Source organism: Pseudarthrobacter sp. 10T415, assembly GCF_056394175.1.
In genome coordinates, this window is record NZ_JBFTHJ010000002.1 from 246,109 (window position 1) to 262,464 (window position 16,356).

The window sequence follows — 16,356 nt, forward strand, 5'->3', positions numbered from 1 at the left end:
TCCAGTCTATGGGCAGGCAGCGTATTGAACCGGCTGTGAAGCGCCGGTGCAGCGTTTGCCGCACCGGCGCTTCACCCCGTGGCCGAGCCCCGAGCCTAGAGGCCCAGGAGTGCCCGGCTTTCCTCCCGCCGCCGGGCCTGCTCGTCAGGATCGGGAACCGGAAGCGAGGCGATCAGGCGGCGGGTGTAGTCGTGTTGCGGGCTTCCCATGACCTGGCTGCCGATCCCCTGTTCCACCAGCTTTCCCTTGTACAGCACGCCCACCCACGTGGACAGGATGTCAACCACTGCGAGGTCGTGGCTGATGAACAGGCAGCCGAAACCGAACTCCTCCTGGATGTCCCGGAACAGCTCCAGGACCTTCGCCTGGACCGAGACGTCGAGGGCCGACGTCGGCTCGTCGGCAATCAGCAGCCGCGGGTTCAGGCTCAGCGCGCGCGCCAGGGACGCCCGCTGCCGCTGCCCGCCGGAGAGTTCATGCGGGTACCGTCCCGCATACGACGCCGGGAGCTGGACTGATTCGAGCAGCTCGCCAACGCGTTTGCGCGCCTGCGCTTCGCTGGGCCGGGTGTGGATCACCATAGGCTCGGCGATGCATTCCCCGATGGTCAGTTGCGGGTTGAAGGAAGCGGCCGGGTCCTGGAAGACGAAGCCAATGTCCTTGCGGAGCGGTTTGAAGGTCCTTTCCCGCAGGTCCAGCATCTCGTAGCCCAGGACCTTGAGGCTGCCGCCGGTGGTCCGGTTCAGGCCGGCGATGGCCCGCCCAATGGTGGTCTTGCCGGAGCCGGACTCCCCCACCAGCCCGAAAACCTCACCCCTGGACAGGGTGAAACTGACGCCGTCCACTGCCTTGAAGGCCGGTGTTCCCAACCTTCCCGGGTATTCGATGGTGAGGTTTTTCGCCTCGACCAGCACCTCCTCCTCCTGGTGGCGCCGTTCCGTCAGCCCTTCCGACGCCGAGTTCCGGCCCAGGTGCGGCACCGCGGCCAGGAGCTGCCGGGTGTACTCCTGCTTGGGCTCGGCGAACAGCTTCCGCGCCGGCGCCTCTTCCACGATGTCGCCCCGGTACATCACCACCACCCTGTCAGCCAGGTCTGCCACCACGCCCATGTTGTGGGTGATCAGGACGATCGAGGTGCCGTATTGGCTGCGCAGGTCACGGAGCAGTTCCAGGATTTCCGCCTGGACAGTGACGTCGAGGGCTGTGGTGGGTTCGTCCGCCACGATCAGTCCGGGGTTCAGCGCGAGGGCTGCCGCGATGACCACCCGCTGCTTCTGCCCGCCGGAGAACTGGTGGGGGTAGTAGTTCACCCGGTGTTCAGGATCCGGGATACCCACCTTGCGGAGGGCATCGATGGCCCGTTCCTTGGCTTCCTTGGCTGAGACCCGCTTGCCGCCGCCCTGTCCGGAGTGGGCGCGGATACCCTCTGCGATCTGCCAGCCGACAGTAAAGACCGGGTTCAGCGCCGTGGACGGTTCCTGGAACACCATTGCCACGTCCCGCCCGCGGATCTGGCGCAGGCGGGCAGGGCTGAGGCTGATGATGTTGGTGCCGTTGATGAGGACGGCGCCGGAACTGGTTGCCGTTTCAGGAAGCAGGCCGAGGATGGTTTTGGCGGTGACGGTCTTGCCCGAGCCCGACTCCCCCACGATGGCCAGGACTTCACCGGCCTTGAGCTCCAGGCTCACATCCTTGACGGCATGAACGTCGCCGGAGTCGGTGGCGAAGGTCACCTCCAGGTGGTCGATGCCAAGGACGGTTTTTGTTTCCGGGCCTCCGTTGCCCGATGGCGTGTCCAGGTTTTCGGTCACGGGTTGCTCGATTCTGTGTCTCGTCCCGGGGCGGCGTTAGCGGCAGGGGAAGCGGCCGGGGCCTTGCGGTTCGCCCGCTTGCGGCCGCGCAGGCGGGGATCGTTGAGGTCGTTGATGCTTTCACCCACCAGGGTCAGTCCCAGGACCACCCACACAATGGCCAGGCCCGGGAAGACTCCCGTCCACCAGATACCGGAGGTGGTGTCGGCAAGGGCCTTGCTCAGGTCGAAGCCCCATTCGGAGGCCGAGCTGGGTTCAATGCCGAAGCCCAGGAAACCCAGTGCGGCCAGCGTGAGGATCGCTTCTGACGCATTGAGCGTGAAGATCAGTGGCAGTGTCCGCGTGGCGTTCCGGTAGATATGGCGGGTGATGATGCGGAGGTTCGACGCCCCCACCACCTTGGCGGACTCAACGAACGGTTCGGCTTTGAGCCGGATGGTCTCGGCCCTGATGACCCGGAAGTACTGCGGGATGAACACCACGGTGATGGATATGGCCGCTGCCATGACACCGCCGAAGAGGCTGGACTGTCCGCCGCTGATCACGATGGCCATGACGATCGCCAGCAGCAGGGAAGGGAAGGCGTAGATGGCGTCAGCCACCACCACCAGGATCCGGTCAAGCCAGCCGCCGATGTAGCCGCTGACCAGTCCAAGGATGACGCCGGCGAAGATGGACAGCACCACGGCGATGATGATGACCAGCAGTGCCGTCTGGGTTCCCCACATCACGCGGGAGAGGACGTCGTAGCCACCCACGGTGGTGCCCAGCGGGTGCTTGCCGCCGGGCGGCTGCTGGGCGGGAAAGTTTCCGTCGCCGTCAGACAGTTGGGCGAATCCGTACGGGGCGATGAAGGGGGCAAGCAGTGCGGTCAGGAGAAAGACTGCTGTCAGGACGAGGCCCATGATGAGCATCCCGCGCTGCAATCCCACGCTTTGGCGCACATGCGACACCACCGGGAGCCGAAGGAAGAAGGATGCCCGCGGGTTGGCCACGGGTGCTGGTGCTTCAGTTGTGGACATGGTCAGTACCTCACCCGCGGGTCGATCAGCGCGGCGACGACGTCCACGATGAAGTTGGTGGTGGCGACGATGACTGCCAGGAGCACCACAATGCCCTGGACGGCAACGTAGTCACGGGCCGTGAGGTACGTTGCAAGCTGGAAGCCCAGCCCCTTCCATTCGAAGGTCTTCTCCGTCAGGACTGCACCACCGAGCATCACGGCGATCTGCAATCCCATCACGGTGATGATCGGAATCAGCGCCGGTTTGTACGCGTGCTTGGTCACCAGCCTGAACTCGCTGACCCCGCGTGAACGGCCGGCCTCGACATAGTCCTTGCCGAGCGTGCCGATGACGTTCGTCCGCACGAGGCGGAGGAAAATCCCGGCCGTCAGCAGGCCCAGGGCAATGGCCGGAAGCACAGCGTGGGCCATGACGTCGCCCAGGGCAGCCATGTTCCCACTGCGCAAGGCGTCCAGCCAGTAAATTCCCGTGGGAGCCTGGAGCGACGTCAGTGCCAGTTCGGTCGAGGTCTTCGCGCGCCCGGCCACCGGCAGCCAGCCCAGCCAGACGGAGAACGTCAGCTTCAGCAGCAGTCCGGCGAAGAACACGGGGGTGGCGTAGCAGAGGATGGCGAAGATGCGCAGGACGGCGTCCGGAAGGTGGTCCCTGCGCTGGGCCGCCAGCATGCCCAGCGGAATGCCGACGAGGAGCGCCACAATCAGGGCGTTGATGCTCAGTTCCAGGGTGGCGGACCCGTAGGTCCCGAGCATTTCTGTCACTTTGCGGTTGTCGGACAGTGTGGTGCCGAAGTTGCCGGTCACCAGCTGTCCCAGGTATTCGAAGTACTGCACCAGGAGCGGCCGGTCGTACCCGGCGGCGGTGATCCGCTGCTGCAACTGGTCTGGCGGCAGCCTGCCGCCCATCGCGGCGGTGATCGGGTCGCCTGTGATCCTCATGAGGAAGAACACCATGGTGACCAGGATGAAAATAGTGGGGAAAATCAGGAGGAAACGGATCAGGATGTACTGGCCAAGTCCCCCGCCGGACGACTTCTTCTTAGCCGGCAACAGGCCGTCGGAATCTTCCGGCGGCGCTTCAATCAATGTGGTCATCGGATTACCTAAAAGCTAAAGCCCGCGCCATTGCTCCCCCACAGGACTGGCTGGAAGCGGCCAACGGGGCGGGATGCTGGTGCATCCCGCCCCTTTGCCCGCCGTGGGCAGAATTGGCCGGACTACTTGGAGATAACACCCAGGCGGGTCTTGAACGAAGCGTCCAGGGTGGTCTCCACGCCCTTGACGTCGGCACCGGACACGAGGACCTGGGCACCCTGGAGCAAAGGCAGGGTGGAGAGGTCCTTGGCAACGGCGTCCTGGGTTTCGCCCAGGATCTTGACGCGCTCGTCCTTGTCCACTGTGGTCAGCTGCTTCTGGATCAGGGCTGCAACGGCGGGGTTGTCGTAGTGGTTCTTCAGGAAGTTACCCGGAACGAAGAACGGGGTGAGGTAGTTGTCCGGATCGGAGTAATCGGGGAACCAGCCCAGCTGGTAGACCGGGTAGGCGTCGGCGGTGCGGTCCTTGGAGTACGTGACCCACTCGGTGGACTGCAGGCTCACGGTAAACAGGCCGGACTTTTCAAGCTGTTCCTTAATCATGGCGTATTCGTCGCCCGAGGAGCTGCCGTAGTGGTCCGGGTTGTACTGGAGCTTGATGGTGACCGGGCCGCTGATTCCGGCGTCGGCGAAGACCTTCTTGGCCTTGTCCAGGCTCGGCTTGCCGCCATCTCCGTAGAGGTCCTTCAGGGGCTGCTTTGCGCCGAGGAATCCTTCCGGGACCACGGAGTAGGCAGGCAGGTACGTGCCCTTGTAGACCTGGGTGGCGATGGCGTCGCGGTCCACGATGTTGGCCATGGCCTGTCGGACGGCCAAGGCCTTTGCGGGGTCGGCCTCGGGGGTCTTGGCGCCGTACGGCATGGTGTCGAAGTTGAAGACGATGTACCGCAGCTCGCCGCCGGGGCCCTTGTGGACCTTGACCTTGGAGTCCTTCTCCAGGTCGGCGACGTCCGTGGCGGTCAGCGACCGGCCGGCAACATCGATGTTGCCCTGCTGGATATCGAGCTTGAGGTTGTTGGCGTCGGCGTAGTACTTGATGTTGGCGCCGCCGTTGGCTGGCTTGCCGAGCAGTCCCTGGTAGTCAGGGTTCACGCTGAGGCTGATGAGCTCGTTCTTCTTGTAGCTGTCGATGCTGTAGGGACCGGCGAAAGGCTTGGCTTTGACGATGTCGTCGTCGCCCATGACCTTGTCCGCCGGGAAGACTTCCTCGTCGATGATGGGTCCCGAGTTTGACGCCAGGACGCCCGGGAAGACCTGGTCGTTTGCGGCCTTGAGCTTGAAAACGACGGTGGTGTCGTCAGTCGCTTCAACGGACTCCAGGTTGCTCAGCAGCGACGCGGGGCCATTGGGGTCCGCGATCTTGACCACGCGGTCAATGGAGAACTTCACATCGGATGAAGTGAGCGCATGCCCGTTGGCGAATTTCAGTCCGGATTTCAGCTTGACCGTGTACTCGGTGGGGGCGGTGAAGGACGCTGATTCAGCGATGTCCGGCGAGGCGTCGGCACTTCCGGGCTTGGCGTTCAGCAGGAAGGGGTAGATCTGGTTCATCACCAGGAAGGAACCGGCGTCGTAGGAACCCGCGGGGTCGAGCGTGACCACTTTGTCAGTCGTTCCGAGGGTAATCGTGCTGCCTCCGCTGCCGTTCGTGGAGGTACCGCCACCGCCCGACGGGCCCGTGCAGGCCGTCAGTGCGAGTGCGGAGATGCCTGCCAGCGCGATGGCGCTGTGCAGTGCTTTGTTGCTCTTGGTCATCTCTGAACTTTCTGTCCGATGAGTACCTGCGCGCCGGCCACGAAAAGGCGCATGAGCCCGGGCAGCGGCGCGCAGTGCTGATGGGTAGATTCAATCAGAGAGTCAGCACCCAGGAGCGCCAATCCTGTGAGTTGAGACACAAAATTTACCTTGGGCAACAGATGTTTTCCTCCGGCCTGCCGGTCAGGGGGCGGCACGGCAAAAGACGCCGCCCCTACTGCGCGGGGCGGCGTCGTGAGGCGGGCGACTGCCCGGCCTGGGGAAATGTCCTAGAGCACTGCTCGCTGAAGCGAGCGGGCGGCGTCGATGGTGGCCTGGCCGAGCACCCGGCTGCCCTGGTACAGGACAACCGTCTGCCCGGGTGCCACGCCGCGCAGAGGGTCAGTCAGCGTGACCACAAGCCGAGCAGGGGCGTCCGCGGCCTCTGGATCCGCTTCCATCCGGGCACGCGCCGGAACGGGGTCCCCGTGGGCCCTGACCTGGGCATAGCAATCGAATGCCGCGCCGGTTTCCACTTCCCCGATGGGCAGCCCGGCCCAGGACACTTTGATGCCCTGGATCTCATCGATGGCCAGCAGCGCCTCAGGGCCGACCACCACCTTATTTTCCTTGGGCCGGATCTCCAGCACGAAACGGGGCTTGCCGTCAGCGGCCGGGCGTCCCAGCTTCAGGCCGCGACGCTGGCCTACCGTGAAGGCGTTGGCGCCGGGATGCTCGCCAACCTTCGCGCCGGTTTCGTCCACGATGTCCCCGGTGGCCATGTCGATCTTTTCGGCGAGCCACCCGGCGGTGTCGCCGTCGGGGATGAAGCAGATGTCGTGACTGTCGGGCTTGTTGGCCACCGACAACCCCCGGCGTTCAGCTTCCGCGCGGACCTCGGCCTTGGACGGCGTGTCTGCAAGGGGAAACATCGAGTGCTTGAGCTGCTCGTGGGTCAGGACGCCCAGCACATAACTCTGGTCCTTGGCCCAGTCCGCGGCGCGGTGGAGCTCGCGGTTCCCGTGGGAGTCTTCGATGACCTTGGCGTAGTGGCCGGTGCAGACGGCGTCAAAGCCCAGGGCGATGGCCTTTTCGAGAAGCGCCGCGAACTTGATCCGTTCATTGCAGCGCATGCAGGGGTTGGGGGTGCGGCCCGCGGCGTATTCGTCGATGAAGTCCTGGACCACATCTTCTTTGAAGCGCTCCGAGAAGTCCCACACATAATAGGGAATGCCGAGTACATCGCAAGCACGCCAGGCGTCCCGCGAGTCTTCAATGGTGCAGCAACCCCGGCTGCCTGTCCGCAGCGTACCGGGCATCCGGGACAGCGCCAGGTGGACGCCGACGACGTCGTGGCCCGCCTCGACGGCGCGGGCGGCTGCAACGGCGGAATCAACGCCGCCGCTCATGGCTGCTAAAACTCGCATGCTGGCTTTCTGGTGGAGGTATTCGGCTCGTGGCCAAGGGGCGGACCGCCGGCACGTGCCGGAAAACGATCCTCGCCTATCTATTCTACGGCCAGCCGCAAATCGACACCCTTGCCCGCCCACGGCCGGTAACGGCACCCGGTCAGCGGACGTTTCGGCGGGCAACCGTTGCGGCCGTTTGGATGGAGGATTCATGGCCGGCCATCCCCGCCTGCCGCGCACGGGCGCAGGCATCAGGAAGCGCTGCCAGCAGGGCCTCCACATCCGCCTCCGTGGACGCGTGGCCGAGGGTGAAGCGCTGCGCACCACGCGCGGTTTCCTCATCCAGCCCCATGGCCAGGAGGACGTGCGAGGGGCGCGGCACCCCGGCGGTGCAGGCCGAACCGGTGGAGGACTCCACGCCGGCGAGGTCCAGGAGGAACAACAGCGAATCGCCTTCACAACCCGGGAAGGTGAAATGGGCATTGCCGGGCAGCCGGCCATCGCCCGGCGCACCGCGAAGGATCGCTTCCGGCACCCGCTCCCGGACGCCGTCGATCAGCCGGTCCCGGAGGGCGGCGATCCGGCTGGACTCCGAGGCCAGGGCAGAGGTTGCCCCCTGGGCCGCAGCGGCAAAAGCGGCGATGGACGCCGTATCCAGGGTCCCCGAGCGGACATCGCGCTCCTGGCCCCCTCCGTGCTGGACCGGGGTCAGCTTGACTGCCCGGCCCAGAAGCAGCGCCCCCACGCCCACCGGACCGCCGATTTTGTGGCCGGACACGGACATGGCGTCCAGCCCCGAGCCCTTGAAGTCCACCTCTACCGAGCCGAAGGCCTGGACGGCATCCGAATGGACAGGAACGCCAGCCGCGTGGGCCATCCCGACAATCCGCGAAATGGGCTGGATGGTCCCCACTTCGCTATTGGCCCACATCACGGTCACCAGGGCGATGGATCCGGGGTCGCGCGCAAGTTCAGTTTCCAGGACGCCGAGGTCCACTACGCCGTCGCTGTCTACAGGCAGCCACGTCACGTCGGCGTGTTCGTGCCGCTCCAGCCATTCCACAGTGTCCAGTACTGCGTGGTGTTCGACGGCGGAACAGAGGATTCTCCGCCGCGCAGGATCCTCTGCCACCCGGGACCAGAACAGGCCTTTGACGGCGAGATTGTCGGCCTCAGTGCCGCCGGAGGTGAAGATGACTTCGGAGGGGTGGGCGCCGGCGGCAGCGGCCACCACTTCCCGGGCGTCCTCGACCGTGCGGCGCGCCCGGCGCCCTGAGCCGTGCAGTGACGACGCGTTTCCGGTACGGGCCAACTCGCGCGTTAAAGCGGCCAGCGCTTCGGCGGAAAGTGGGGTGGTGGCGGCGTGGTCGAGGTAGGCGGACACGCTGCAATTCTATCCCCGGGGCGTGACCGCCCCTGGCTGCTGTGTACCCGCGGGCGTATCCACAGCTGTATCCGCGTTGATCCTGGCGCAACATCCTCCCGGGACAGCGGCGGCCGCCACATCGTCCCCGCTGCCCCCGCAGGCCTGCGCGGCGCCGCGCAGGAAGGCTCCGTTCATGACGCAGACTACGTCGCGGTACTCCCGTGACAGCCGGTGGAACGGGCAGTTTGGCAACGTGTAGCCGCCACTCCCGTCCGGAACCGGCCGGTATCCCGTGGACGTCAGGAAGTCCTCCAGCGACGCGGCGCCGCCGGCCTGGTCGCGGCCCGCCGTAAAGGCAGCTTCCCGAAGCGCCTCGCCGACCGTTTCCCCCGTGGTTTGCGCCCGCTCAATGGCCGCAGCAAGGACTTCTCCGGCAAGGTCATAGTTCCGGTCGGGAACCGAGGCCGTAACTTCCCGGGCAGCGGGCCGGTACATCTTGGCCGGCCGGCCCGATCCGGGCCCGGTGCGCCCCGGCGGCTTGTGGAATTCCACGGACAGAAGGCCGTCCTGGACCAGGCGGTCCAGGTGGAACGAGGCGGTGCTCCTCGGTACGCCGGCCGCGCCGGCCACCTCATCGCGTCCCAGCGCGTGCGGGGCGGCAGCGACGAGTTCAAAAATCCGGAGCCGCTTGTCGTCGGCCAGCGAGGCGAGGGCCGCCACACGGCGCACCCAGGGAAGCCTGCCCATATTCCACCACTTCCATAGTCAATATCTCTTGATTATAGACCTGCGAAGTTTCTAAAATAGTGAAATCTACTTTTAGAAGGAGTTGCTATGAAAACTGCATCAGCCACACGCACCCATCACCTGACGGCCGTTGATCCGGCGCGGCAGGCCTTCCTGCTCCTGCGCACGGTGTTCACGGTTGCGCCGATCCTGTTCGGCCTGGACAAGTTCACGAACGTGCTCACGGACTGGACCATCTACCTCGCCCCGCAGGCCACCGCCGTAGTGCCGCTCCAACCCCAGACCTTCATGTACGTGGTTGGTGTCGTGGAGGTAGTGGCAGGCATCGCCGTCGCAGTACGCCCCCGCTTCGGATCCCTGCTGGTGGCCGCTTGGCTGGCCGGCATCATCATCAACCTCCTCGTCCTGGGAAGCTTCTTCGACGTTGCCCTTCGCGATTTCGGCCTGCTGGTGGGTGCATTGGCCCTCAACCGCCTGGCGCAATGGAACGGCAGCGCCCAGCGGAATGGAGCGTCCCGGCAGGAGCAGACAGCGCCGCGGACCACTTAGTTGGACGGTGGCAGGACCGGCAGGAACTTAACGACGTCGCCACGTGCCGACCCCAAGGATGCGGTATCAGGGCAGGACACACTGACGTAGACCGAAGAAGCTGCAGTCGCAAACAGCCGGGCCAGGATTGCCGTGGCCCGGCCGCCCTGCGGAACGGCGGGCTCCAGCGCCAGTACCTCGACGGTGCGGGCGGGCGCGTCAGGATCGCCGCCCCACCGCAACTTCTCCGCCTTGAGGTATTCCGGCAGGATGGTGGGATCCAGGTACTTGAAGAGCGCCACTGTGGATTCGCGGTCGTCACCCTTGGCCAACGCCGACTGGTTACCCCTGACCTTCGCCGCCACCAGGCAGCCGTCAGCCTTAAGATATTGGCTTTCACCGGCGACGTTGTCCTTGACCTGCTTCCACCCCGGGGCCTCCTTCAGGCCGTCAGCCAGCCCTACCGGAACACCGCGCGCCAGGATGGCGCCGGCGCTGAAGGGAAGGTCCTGCGCAGCCACGGCTTCAGCATCATGGCCTGGAGTGATGGTAGGGGTGGCCAGCGCCGACGGACTCTGCACCGGTTCGGGAACGGACGGATCGCGGACATCCACGCTGCACCCCGCCAGCAAAGTACCCACCACTGCGGCTCCGGCCGCGAGCGCCTGCAGCGGCACCCGCCGAGGCCTTACGCGCGCAGCCCTGTCCGCCGTCGGCATCTCCATCTCCACCCCAGTCAGTTCCCGGACGGCCGCTTCGGCCGTGCCCCCACGAGTCTAAACTCCAGGGCACCGGGAACCGGAGCCGCCCGGACAGACGTTGAGAGAACAGAGACCGCGGCCGTCCCATAAGGAAGGTCGCTGGCTAGACTGGGCAGGCCGGATTCCCGCGGACCGGCTGACGGAGAAAAGGATGAGTGTTTGACTGAGGGCAACAGCTCCCACTACCAGGTCCTCAAGGTGGCCGTCACTGCCACCGACAAGGAAATCAAGCTGGCGTACCGCCGCGCTGCCCGCTCGGCTCATCCGGACCAGGGCGGCGATGCCGCGATTTTCCGGCAGGTGACTGCAGCGTATGAAACCCTCATCGATCCGCAGCGCCGCAAGGCCTACGACCGTTCCTATGCGGCCGGATCCTTCCAGAACGGTGCAGCGGACAGTGGACCGCATTTTGACGCTCCGCCTGCCGGCAGCCGGGCTTCCGCTACCGTCCACCGCCAGCCCGGGACGCGCAACACCGCCGGAGACCCACCCGTTTATGTGCCGCCCTACGACGACGGCGGCACGGTTCCGCTGATTCCCCTCGCCCAGGCCAGCCAGCAGGTCCACGGCATGCCGCGTAAACGCGGGATCTTCGGCGCCGAGGCCAGAATCCAGCGCGAGATGCGCACGGTTCAGCTCCTCACCCGGCAGGTGCTGCCGGCCATCCCGGCCGCGAGGCTGATCAACGGCCTCCTGTCCCCCGCTGACAACAGCCACATCGATCACGCGGTCCTCTCGGGTTACCGGCTGGCGCTGGTGGGTTCCATGCTGCTTCCCAAGGGCGCCTACGCGTGGGACGGCCGGACGCTGAACCACGGAGGGCGTGCCATCGCACCACCGCAGCTTGGGCAGGTGGTGCGCGCCATGCAGGATATCTTCCCGGAGCTGAACGTGACGGGATGGACTGTGGTCCACAGCCCCGGCGGAAATTTGCACGAACCGGTGATTGACCAGCACCGGCGATCAGCTGGCGAACTCGAAGCAGTCAGGATCGTGAACGCTGCGGGGCTGACCCGCGGGCTCAAGGAGTTCCTGTCCTCCGGCCCGGCCCCCAACACCGTGAATGTTCCGGTCCTTGCCCGCCTCCTGCGCGGAATGCACTGACTGCGGTAGCTAGGATGGGATGGTGTTCCGCATCCTCTTTCACGAACCCGAGATTCCCGGCAATACGGGCAATGCCATCCGGCTCGCAGCCATCACCGGTGCGGAACTGCACCTCGTGGAGCCGCTGGGCTTCGACTTTTCTGACGCGAAGCTCCGGCGGGCGGGCCTGGATTACCATGACCTCGCCGTCGTTACCGTGCATCCCACCCTTGAGGACGCGTGGCGCCACCTGAAGCCGGAACGCGTCTACGCCTTCACCTCCGATGGCACAGCCAGCTACACGGACATCGCCTACCAACCCGGCGACGTCCTGATGTTTGGCCGCGAATCCGATGGCCTGCCCGCCGAGGTGAAGACCGACCCGCACGTAACGGCCACTGTCCGGCTGCCCATGCTGCCCGCCCTGCGTTCCCTCAACCTGGCCAACGCCGCCTCGATCGCCGTCTATGAGGCGTGGCGGCAGCAGGGGTTTGCCGGCGCCAAAGTCTGATCAGGCATCGTCACTCCGCGTCGCGCCGAAGCCGGGTGCCTGCAGGAAATCCGCAAGGCGGCCCATCCATTGGCCCGGCAGCCCCGAATCACAGCTGGGAATCGTCGCACGCGTGATGGAGGAGGAGCAGGTGACACTTCTGGAGGCAGGGTCCAGACCCGCTCGGCATGTCAAGGGCATTGCTAAAGATTCTCCGCCAGGAGACTTATGCTTGGAAGCAATGGAGACTCCCAAGGCGCCAAACACCGAGGCTGTGGCAGCAGTAACAGATCCCCCGGCTGACTCGAGCCACCAACTGGCAGTCCTGCTGGAGGGTATAGCGCGGGGCGATCAGGCAGCATTTGCCGAGTTTTACCGGCTGACGTCACGCAGGGTGTTCGGCATGGCGCGCCGGGTGCTTATCGACCCCGAACTCAGCGAAGACACCACCCAGGAAGTATTCCTGCAGGTGTGGCAGAACGCTGCGAAGTTCGATTCCTCGGCGGGAAGCCCGCTGTCCTGGCTGATGACTATTTCCCATCGGCGGGCCGTGGACCGGGTGAGGTCGGCACAGTCCTCCAGCGACCGCGAGGCAAAGTACGGCGCGAGCTCGCAGGACATCGAGCATGACAGTGTTTCAGACGAGGTAAGCAGCAGGCTGGAAGCCGAAGCTGTGGTCCGCTGCCTGGAGACATTGACCGAAACGCAGCAGGAGTCAGTGCGCCTGGCCTACTACGGCGGCCTTACCTACCGGGAAGTCGCTGAACGGCTGAACGCTGCAGTACCAACCATTAAGTCCCGAATCCGCGACGGGCTGATCCGATTGAAGACCTGTTTGGGGGTGAGTTGAGATGACAGACATGAACCAAGGACACCACGGCCGGTCTTTCGGCGATACGGTCGCCGCGGACCTCGCATCAGGCAGGGCCGTGGATCTCGCGGAGCTCTATGCCCTGGACGCTGTGACGGACCAGGAGCGGAGCGCCATCGACGAGTACGTCTCCTCCGCACCGGAGCCCGAGCGGCAGGCCTTCCTCGACAGGGTCCGCCAGGCACGGGAAACACTGGCTGCCGCCTTCCGCGTCGAGGAAGAACCCCCCGCAGATCTCTTTGATCGGATTGTCGCCCAGCTTCCGGCGCACGCAGTGGCCACCGAGGCCCCACCGGCAACAGTGCCCGCAGCGGCGGACGGCGATGAACTCGCCATGGCGCGCCAGCGCCGGGAAGAACGGCGCCGGTCTTCGGGAACACGCCGCTGGCTCGCGGGCGTTGCTGCTGCCGCGGCAATAGCCCTGGGCGGAGTCGGGTTGGGAGCGTACTTCGCAGACCAGAACGATCCCGTCAACCAGGTAGTCAGGGCATCGGATCTTCGCGAGGCGTCTGTGGACGTTACCGGCGGCGGTACGGCCACACTGTTCATCTCGCCCTCGGAAAACGCCGCTGTGGTGAAGATGAACGGCGTTCCGGCGCCTCCGGCGGGCAAGGTCTACCAGATGTGGCTCATTCCCAAGGACGGTTCGGCACCAGTTTCCCAGGGGTTGATGGACAAGGAAGCACTGTCCAAGCCGGCTGTGGTGGAAGGAATTTCGTCAGCCGCAACGCTCGGAATCACCGTGGAGCCTGTGGGCGGTTCCCGCACCCCCACCCTGCCCACGGTCGCAGCTGCTCCGCTCGGAGCGTAGCCGCACCCCGAACGCAGAACACCCCGCCTCCTGAAGGAGGCGGGGTGTTTTGCGTTGGCGGCTAGAAGCCGGCGATGGTCCCTGGGCCGTTCACGGCCACTACATGGAACGCCTCTGCGCTCTGCCCGGCCGGAAGCCCGGCCCGCTGGGCGTTGACGCTCATGCCCTGCCTGACGGCTGCCTCCATGGCTGCCACATCGGGATGCTGGCTCACGTGCACGTGAATGGCCTGGAGCTTCGCGTCCACGTGGCCGGTCACGTCCACCACGTGGTTTTCGCGCTCCTCCGGGCCCGCATAGAGCCACAGCCACGGCAGCTTATAGGCCTCAAGCCCCGCTTCAGCCAGTTCCGGGTAGGCGAAGGGGTTTTCGACCGCCGGGTAGACGGCGCGTGTCACGGCCTCCCCCACCGCCAGGTGGTCCGGATGGCTTTTCTGGATGCGCCGCCAGTTACGTTCAGGATGCATGGAAAGCACGACGTCGGGACGGATTTCGCGGATAAGCCGCACCACTCCGCGCATCACGTCGTGCGTCGGTTCGAGGTAGCCGTCGCGCTCGTGGAGGTAGTGGATGTCGGAGACGCCCACCAGCTGGGCGGCCCTTCGCTGTTCAGCGTCACGCATGACGATAATGTCTGCCCGGTGGGCCGGATCGAATCCCCCGGCGTCGCCGTCGGTCATGATGCAGTAGCTCACCTGCACCCCTGCCGCCGTCCAGGCGGCGATAGTCCCGGCAGCACCGAAGTCGATGTCATCGGGATGTGCCGCGAAACAGAGCACCCGCTCCACCCGGTGGATTTCCGGATTGAACGGGCTCTGGTCCTGCTGAATCAGTGCAGCCAAGGTCAGCCTTTGCGCTTCCTGATTTCCGCCGCTGCCTGGGGCAGCACATCGAAAACGTCGCCGATGATTCCAAAGTCTGCGATTTCGAAGACGGGAGACTCGGCGTCCTTGTTGACCGCGACGATGACCTTGGAGGTCTGCATCCCGGCTTTCTGCTGGATGGCGCCCGAGATGCCTGCCGAGATGTAGAGCTGCGGCGACACGGTCTTGCCGGTCTGTCCCACCTGGGCGTCGTGGCTGATCCAGCCTGCGTCTGTAGCCGCCCGCGATGCACCCACGGCAGCGCCCAGGGCGTCTGCCAGTTCCTCGACGGGGCCGAAGTCACCGTCCATGCCGCGCCCGCCGGCCACCACTACGCGTGCGTCTGTCAGGTCGGGGCGTCCGCTCGCCGCTTTCTGCTCGCGGGCAGTGATGCGGGCAGCGGGGACGGTTCCGGCTGCAACCTCCACGGTGACGGTTTCCGGTGCAGAGGTTGCTGCCGCCGGTTCCGGTACCACGTTGTTGGCCTTGATGGTCAGGACGGACACAGGGGTCTTGGCCTTGCAGGCAGTGGTGTAGGACCCCGCCAGGACCGACTTGTGGGCGGTTCCGTCGGCATCCACTGACACGACGTCGGTGATGACGCCGGCGTTGAGCCGGATGGCCAGGCGCGCCGCTACTTCTTTGCCTTCCGGCGAGTTATCCAGCAGGACGACGCCGGCTCCCGTGTTCTCTGCGGCCGCGGCCAGGAAGGCGGCCTTGGGGGCGACCAGGAAGTCGTTCAGGTCCTGGGCAGAGGGCCGCAGCACGGCCGCGGCGCCGTATTCGGCGAGGGAGGCGGCGACGGCGTCGGTGAGCTCACCGTTGACGGCGACGGCGGGTTCCCCCAGCGAGCGGGCCAGGGTCAGCAACTCAAGGCTGCTCTTCTTCAGGGCTGCGCCCGGGTTGTCAATGAAAACGAGTACTTTTGCCATGTCTGTGATCCTCTTAGAGCAGCTTCTGGGCGGCCAGGAAGTCCACCAGCTTGATGCCGGCGTCGCCTTCGTCGGTGATGATGGTGCCGGCGGTCCGTGGCGGCCGTTCTTCGGCGCTGGTCACCGTGGTCCAGGAGCCGGCGAAGCCAACCTGGTCGGGGGAAACTCCGATGTCCGCGAGGGACAGCGTGGCGATGCTCTTGCGCTTGGCAGCGATGATTCCCTTGAAGTTGGGGTACCGGGGCTCGTTGATCTGGTCCGTCACGGACACGATGGCGGGCAGCGGTGCTTCCACGGTTTCCGAGGAAGTGTCCGCGTCGCGGCGTGCAGTAAGGCTGCCACCGGCGACCTCCAGCGAGGAAGCGAAGGTCACCTGCGGCAGGCCAAGCCGTTCGGCCAGCTGTGCCGGCACCAGGGAAGTCTCACCGTCGGTGGATGCCATGCCGGTAATGACCAGGTCCACCTGGCCGAGGTGCCGGATGGCTGCTGCGAGCGCGAGCGACGTTGCGGCCGCGTCGGAGCCTGCCAGGGCGTCGTCGGTGAGGTGGACGCCTTCGGTGGCACCCATCTGCAGGGACTTCTTGACGGCGTTGACTGCGCCGGAGGGGCCCATGCTCAAGGCGATGACCTGGTTGCCGGCCTTGCTGCCGCCGCGTGCCTCGGCGAGCTGCAGCGCCGCTTCGAGCGCGTACTCGTCCAGCTCGGACAGGATGCTTTCATCGCGGTCCGTAGTGTTGCCCTCTCCGTTGAGGTGGCGGTCGAACTGGGCGTCCGGTACATGCTTGACCAAGACGACAATCTTCAAAGTATCTTCCACTGTAGTGACAGCAGCCTTC

16 protein-coding genes are annotated in these 16,356 nt (G+C 65.6%); 5 read left to right on the plus strand and 11 right to left on the minus strand.

What is annotated here, in order from left to right; translation table 11 throughout:
- Positions 1–95: 95 nt before the first annotated feature.
- The 7 genes from AC1DBN_RS03950 to AC1DBN_RS03980 all read right to left on the minus strand — a co-directional run bounded on the left by AC1DBN_RS03950 (position 96) and on the right by AC1DBN_RS03980 (position 9,182).
- The gene (locus AC1DBN_RS03950) at positions 96–1,811 is read right to left on the minus strand and encodes an ABC transporter ATP-binding protein (RefSeq protein ID WP_477722600.1); all 1,716 of its coding nucleotides are present in this window, start codon (positions 1,809–1,811) and stop codon (positions 96–98) included.
- Positions 1,808–2,833: an ABC transporter permease gene (locus AC1DBN_RS03955; RefSeq protein WP_477722601.1), complete on the minus strand. Its 1,026-nt coding sequence runs from the start codon at positions 2,831–2,833 to the stop codon at positions 1,808–1,810. Before AC1DBN_RS03955 ends, AC1DBN_RS03950 begins: the two co-directional genes overlap by 4 nt.
- A 2-nt stretch (positions 2,834–2,835) precedes the next feature.
- Positions 2,836–3,927 carry an ABC transporter permease gene (locus tag AC1DBN_RS03960; protein WP_314213739.1) on the minus strand — a complete coding sequence of 364 codons (1,092 nt, stop codon included), beginning with the start codon at positions 3,925–3,927 and terminating at the stop codon, positions 2,836–2,838.
- A gap of 122 nt (positions 3,928–4,049) precedes the next feature.
- Complete coding sequence (locus AC1DBN_RS03965) at positions 4,050–5,681, minus strand: ABC transporter substrate-binding protein (RefSeq protein WP_477722602.1); 1,632 nt, start codon at positions 5,679–5,681, stop codon at positions 4,050–4,052.
- Positions 5,682–5,950: 269 nt separating this feature from the next.
- Complete coding sequence (gene mnmA / locus AC1DBN_RS03970) at positions 5,951–7,087, minus strand: tRNA 2-thiouridine(34) synthase MnmA (protein ID WP_314213740.1); 1,137 nt, start codon at positions 7,085–7,087, stop codon at positions 5,951–5,953.
- 142 nt (positions 7,088–7,229) lie between these two features.
- On the minus strand, positions 7,230–8,453 hold the full coding sequence (locus AC1DBN_RS03975; protein ID WP_477722603.1) for a cysteine desulfurase family protein: 1,224 nt from the start codon (positions 8,451–8,453) through the stop codon (positions 7,230–7,232).
- A 9-nt stretch (positions 8,454–8,462) separates the two neighbouring features.
- Complete coding sequence (locus tag AC1DBN_RS03980; RefSeq protein ID WP_091721487.1) at positions 8,463–9,182, minus strand: helix-turn-helix transcriptional regulator; 720 nt, start codon at positions 9,180–9,182, stop codon at positions 8,463–8,465.
- 87 nt (positions 9,183–9,269) lie between these two features.
- Here AC1DBN_RS03980 and AC1DBN_RS03985 point away from each other — a divergent pair, with 87 nt between their 5' ends.
- Positions 9,270–9,731, plus strand: coding sequence for a hypothetical protein (locus AC1DBN_RS03985; protein ID WP_477722604.1), 462 nt, complete (start codon positions 9,270–9,272; stop codon positions 9,729–9,731).
- On the opposite strand, the gene AC1DBN_RS03990 is transcribed toward AC1DBN_RS03985, so the two are convergent.
- Positions 9,728–10,429, minus strand: coding sequence for a hypothetical protein (locus tag AC1DBN_RS03990; protein ID WP_477722605.1), 702 nt, complete (start codon positions 10,427–10,429; stop codon positions 9,728–9,730). The two genes, AC1DBN_RS03985 and AC1DBN_RS03990, sit on opposite strands and share 4 nt — an antisense overlap.
- Positions 10,430–10,630: 201 nt before the next feature.
- Between AC1DBN_RS03990 and AC1DBN_RS03995 the strand changes: the two genes are divergently transcribed.
- From AC1DBN_RS03995 to AC1DBN_RS04010, 4 genes are all read left to right on the plus strand, one after another.
- The gene (locus AC1DBN_RS03995) at positions 10,631–11,575 is read left to right on the plus strand and encodes a J domain-containing protein (protein WP_477722606.1); all 945 of its coding nucleotides are present in this window, start codon (positions 10,631–10,633) and stop codon (positions 11,573–11,575) included.
- A gap of 22 nt (positions 11,576–11,597) precedes the next feature.
- Complete coding sequence (locus AC1DBN_RS04000; RefSeq protein WP_091724047.1) at positions 11,598–12,065, plus strand: tRNA (cytidine(34)-2'-O)-methyltransferase; 468 nt, start codon at positions 11,598–11,600, stop codon at positions 12,063–12,065.
- A gap of 220 nt (positions 12,066–12,285) precedes the next feature.
- Positions 12,286–12,894 (plus strand): sigma-70 family RNA polymerase sigma factor, encoded by a 609-nt coding sequence (locus tag AC1DBN_RS04005; protein WP_091721495.1) that lies wholly within the window; start codon positions 12,286–12,288, stop codon positions 12,892–12,894.
- A 1-nt stretch (position 12,895) separates the two neighbouring features.
- A complete protein-coding gene (locus tag AC1DBN_RS04010; protein WP_477722607.1) occupies positions 12,896–13,726 on the plus strand; it encodes an anti-sigma factor in 831 nt (276 codons plus the stop codon).
- A 61-nt stretch (positions 13,727–13,787) separates the two neighbouring features.
- Here the strand turns inward: AC1DBN_RS04010 and AC1DBN_RS04015 are convergent, their stop codons facing one another.
- Genes AC1DBN_RS04015 through AC1DBN_RS04025 form a run of 3 tightly spaced genes read right to left on the minus strand, consistent with a single transcriptional unit; the run spans position 13,788 to position 16,325 of the window.
- A complete protein-coding gene (locus AC1DBN_RS04015) occupies positions 13,788–14,567 on the minus strand; it encodes a PIG-L deacetylase family protein (protein ID WP_091721500.1) in 780 nt (259 codons plus the stop codon).
- A gap of 2 nt (positions 14,568–14,569) precedes the next feature.
- The gene (locus AC1DBN_RS04020) at positions 14,570–15,520 is read right to left on the minus strand and encodes an electron transfer flavoprotein subunit alpha/FixB family protein (protein WP_477722608.1); all 951 of its coding nucleotides are present in this window, start codon (positions 15,518–15,520) and stop codon (positions 14,570–14,572) included.
- A 13-nt stretch (positions 15,521–15,533) separates the two neighbouring features.
- Positions 15,534–16,325, minus strand: coding sequence for an electron transfer flavoprotein subunit beta/FixA family protein (locus AC1DBN_RS04025; RefSeq protein ID WP_015937642.1), 792 nt, complete (start codon positions 16,323–16,325; stop codon positions 15,534–15,536).
- Positions 16,326–16,356 lie beyond the last annotated feature (31 nt).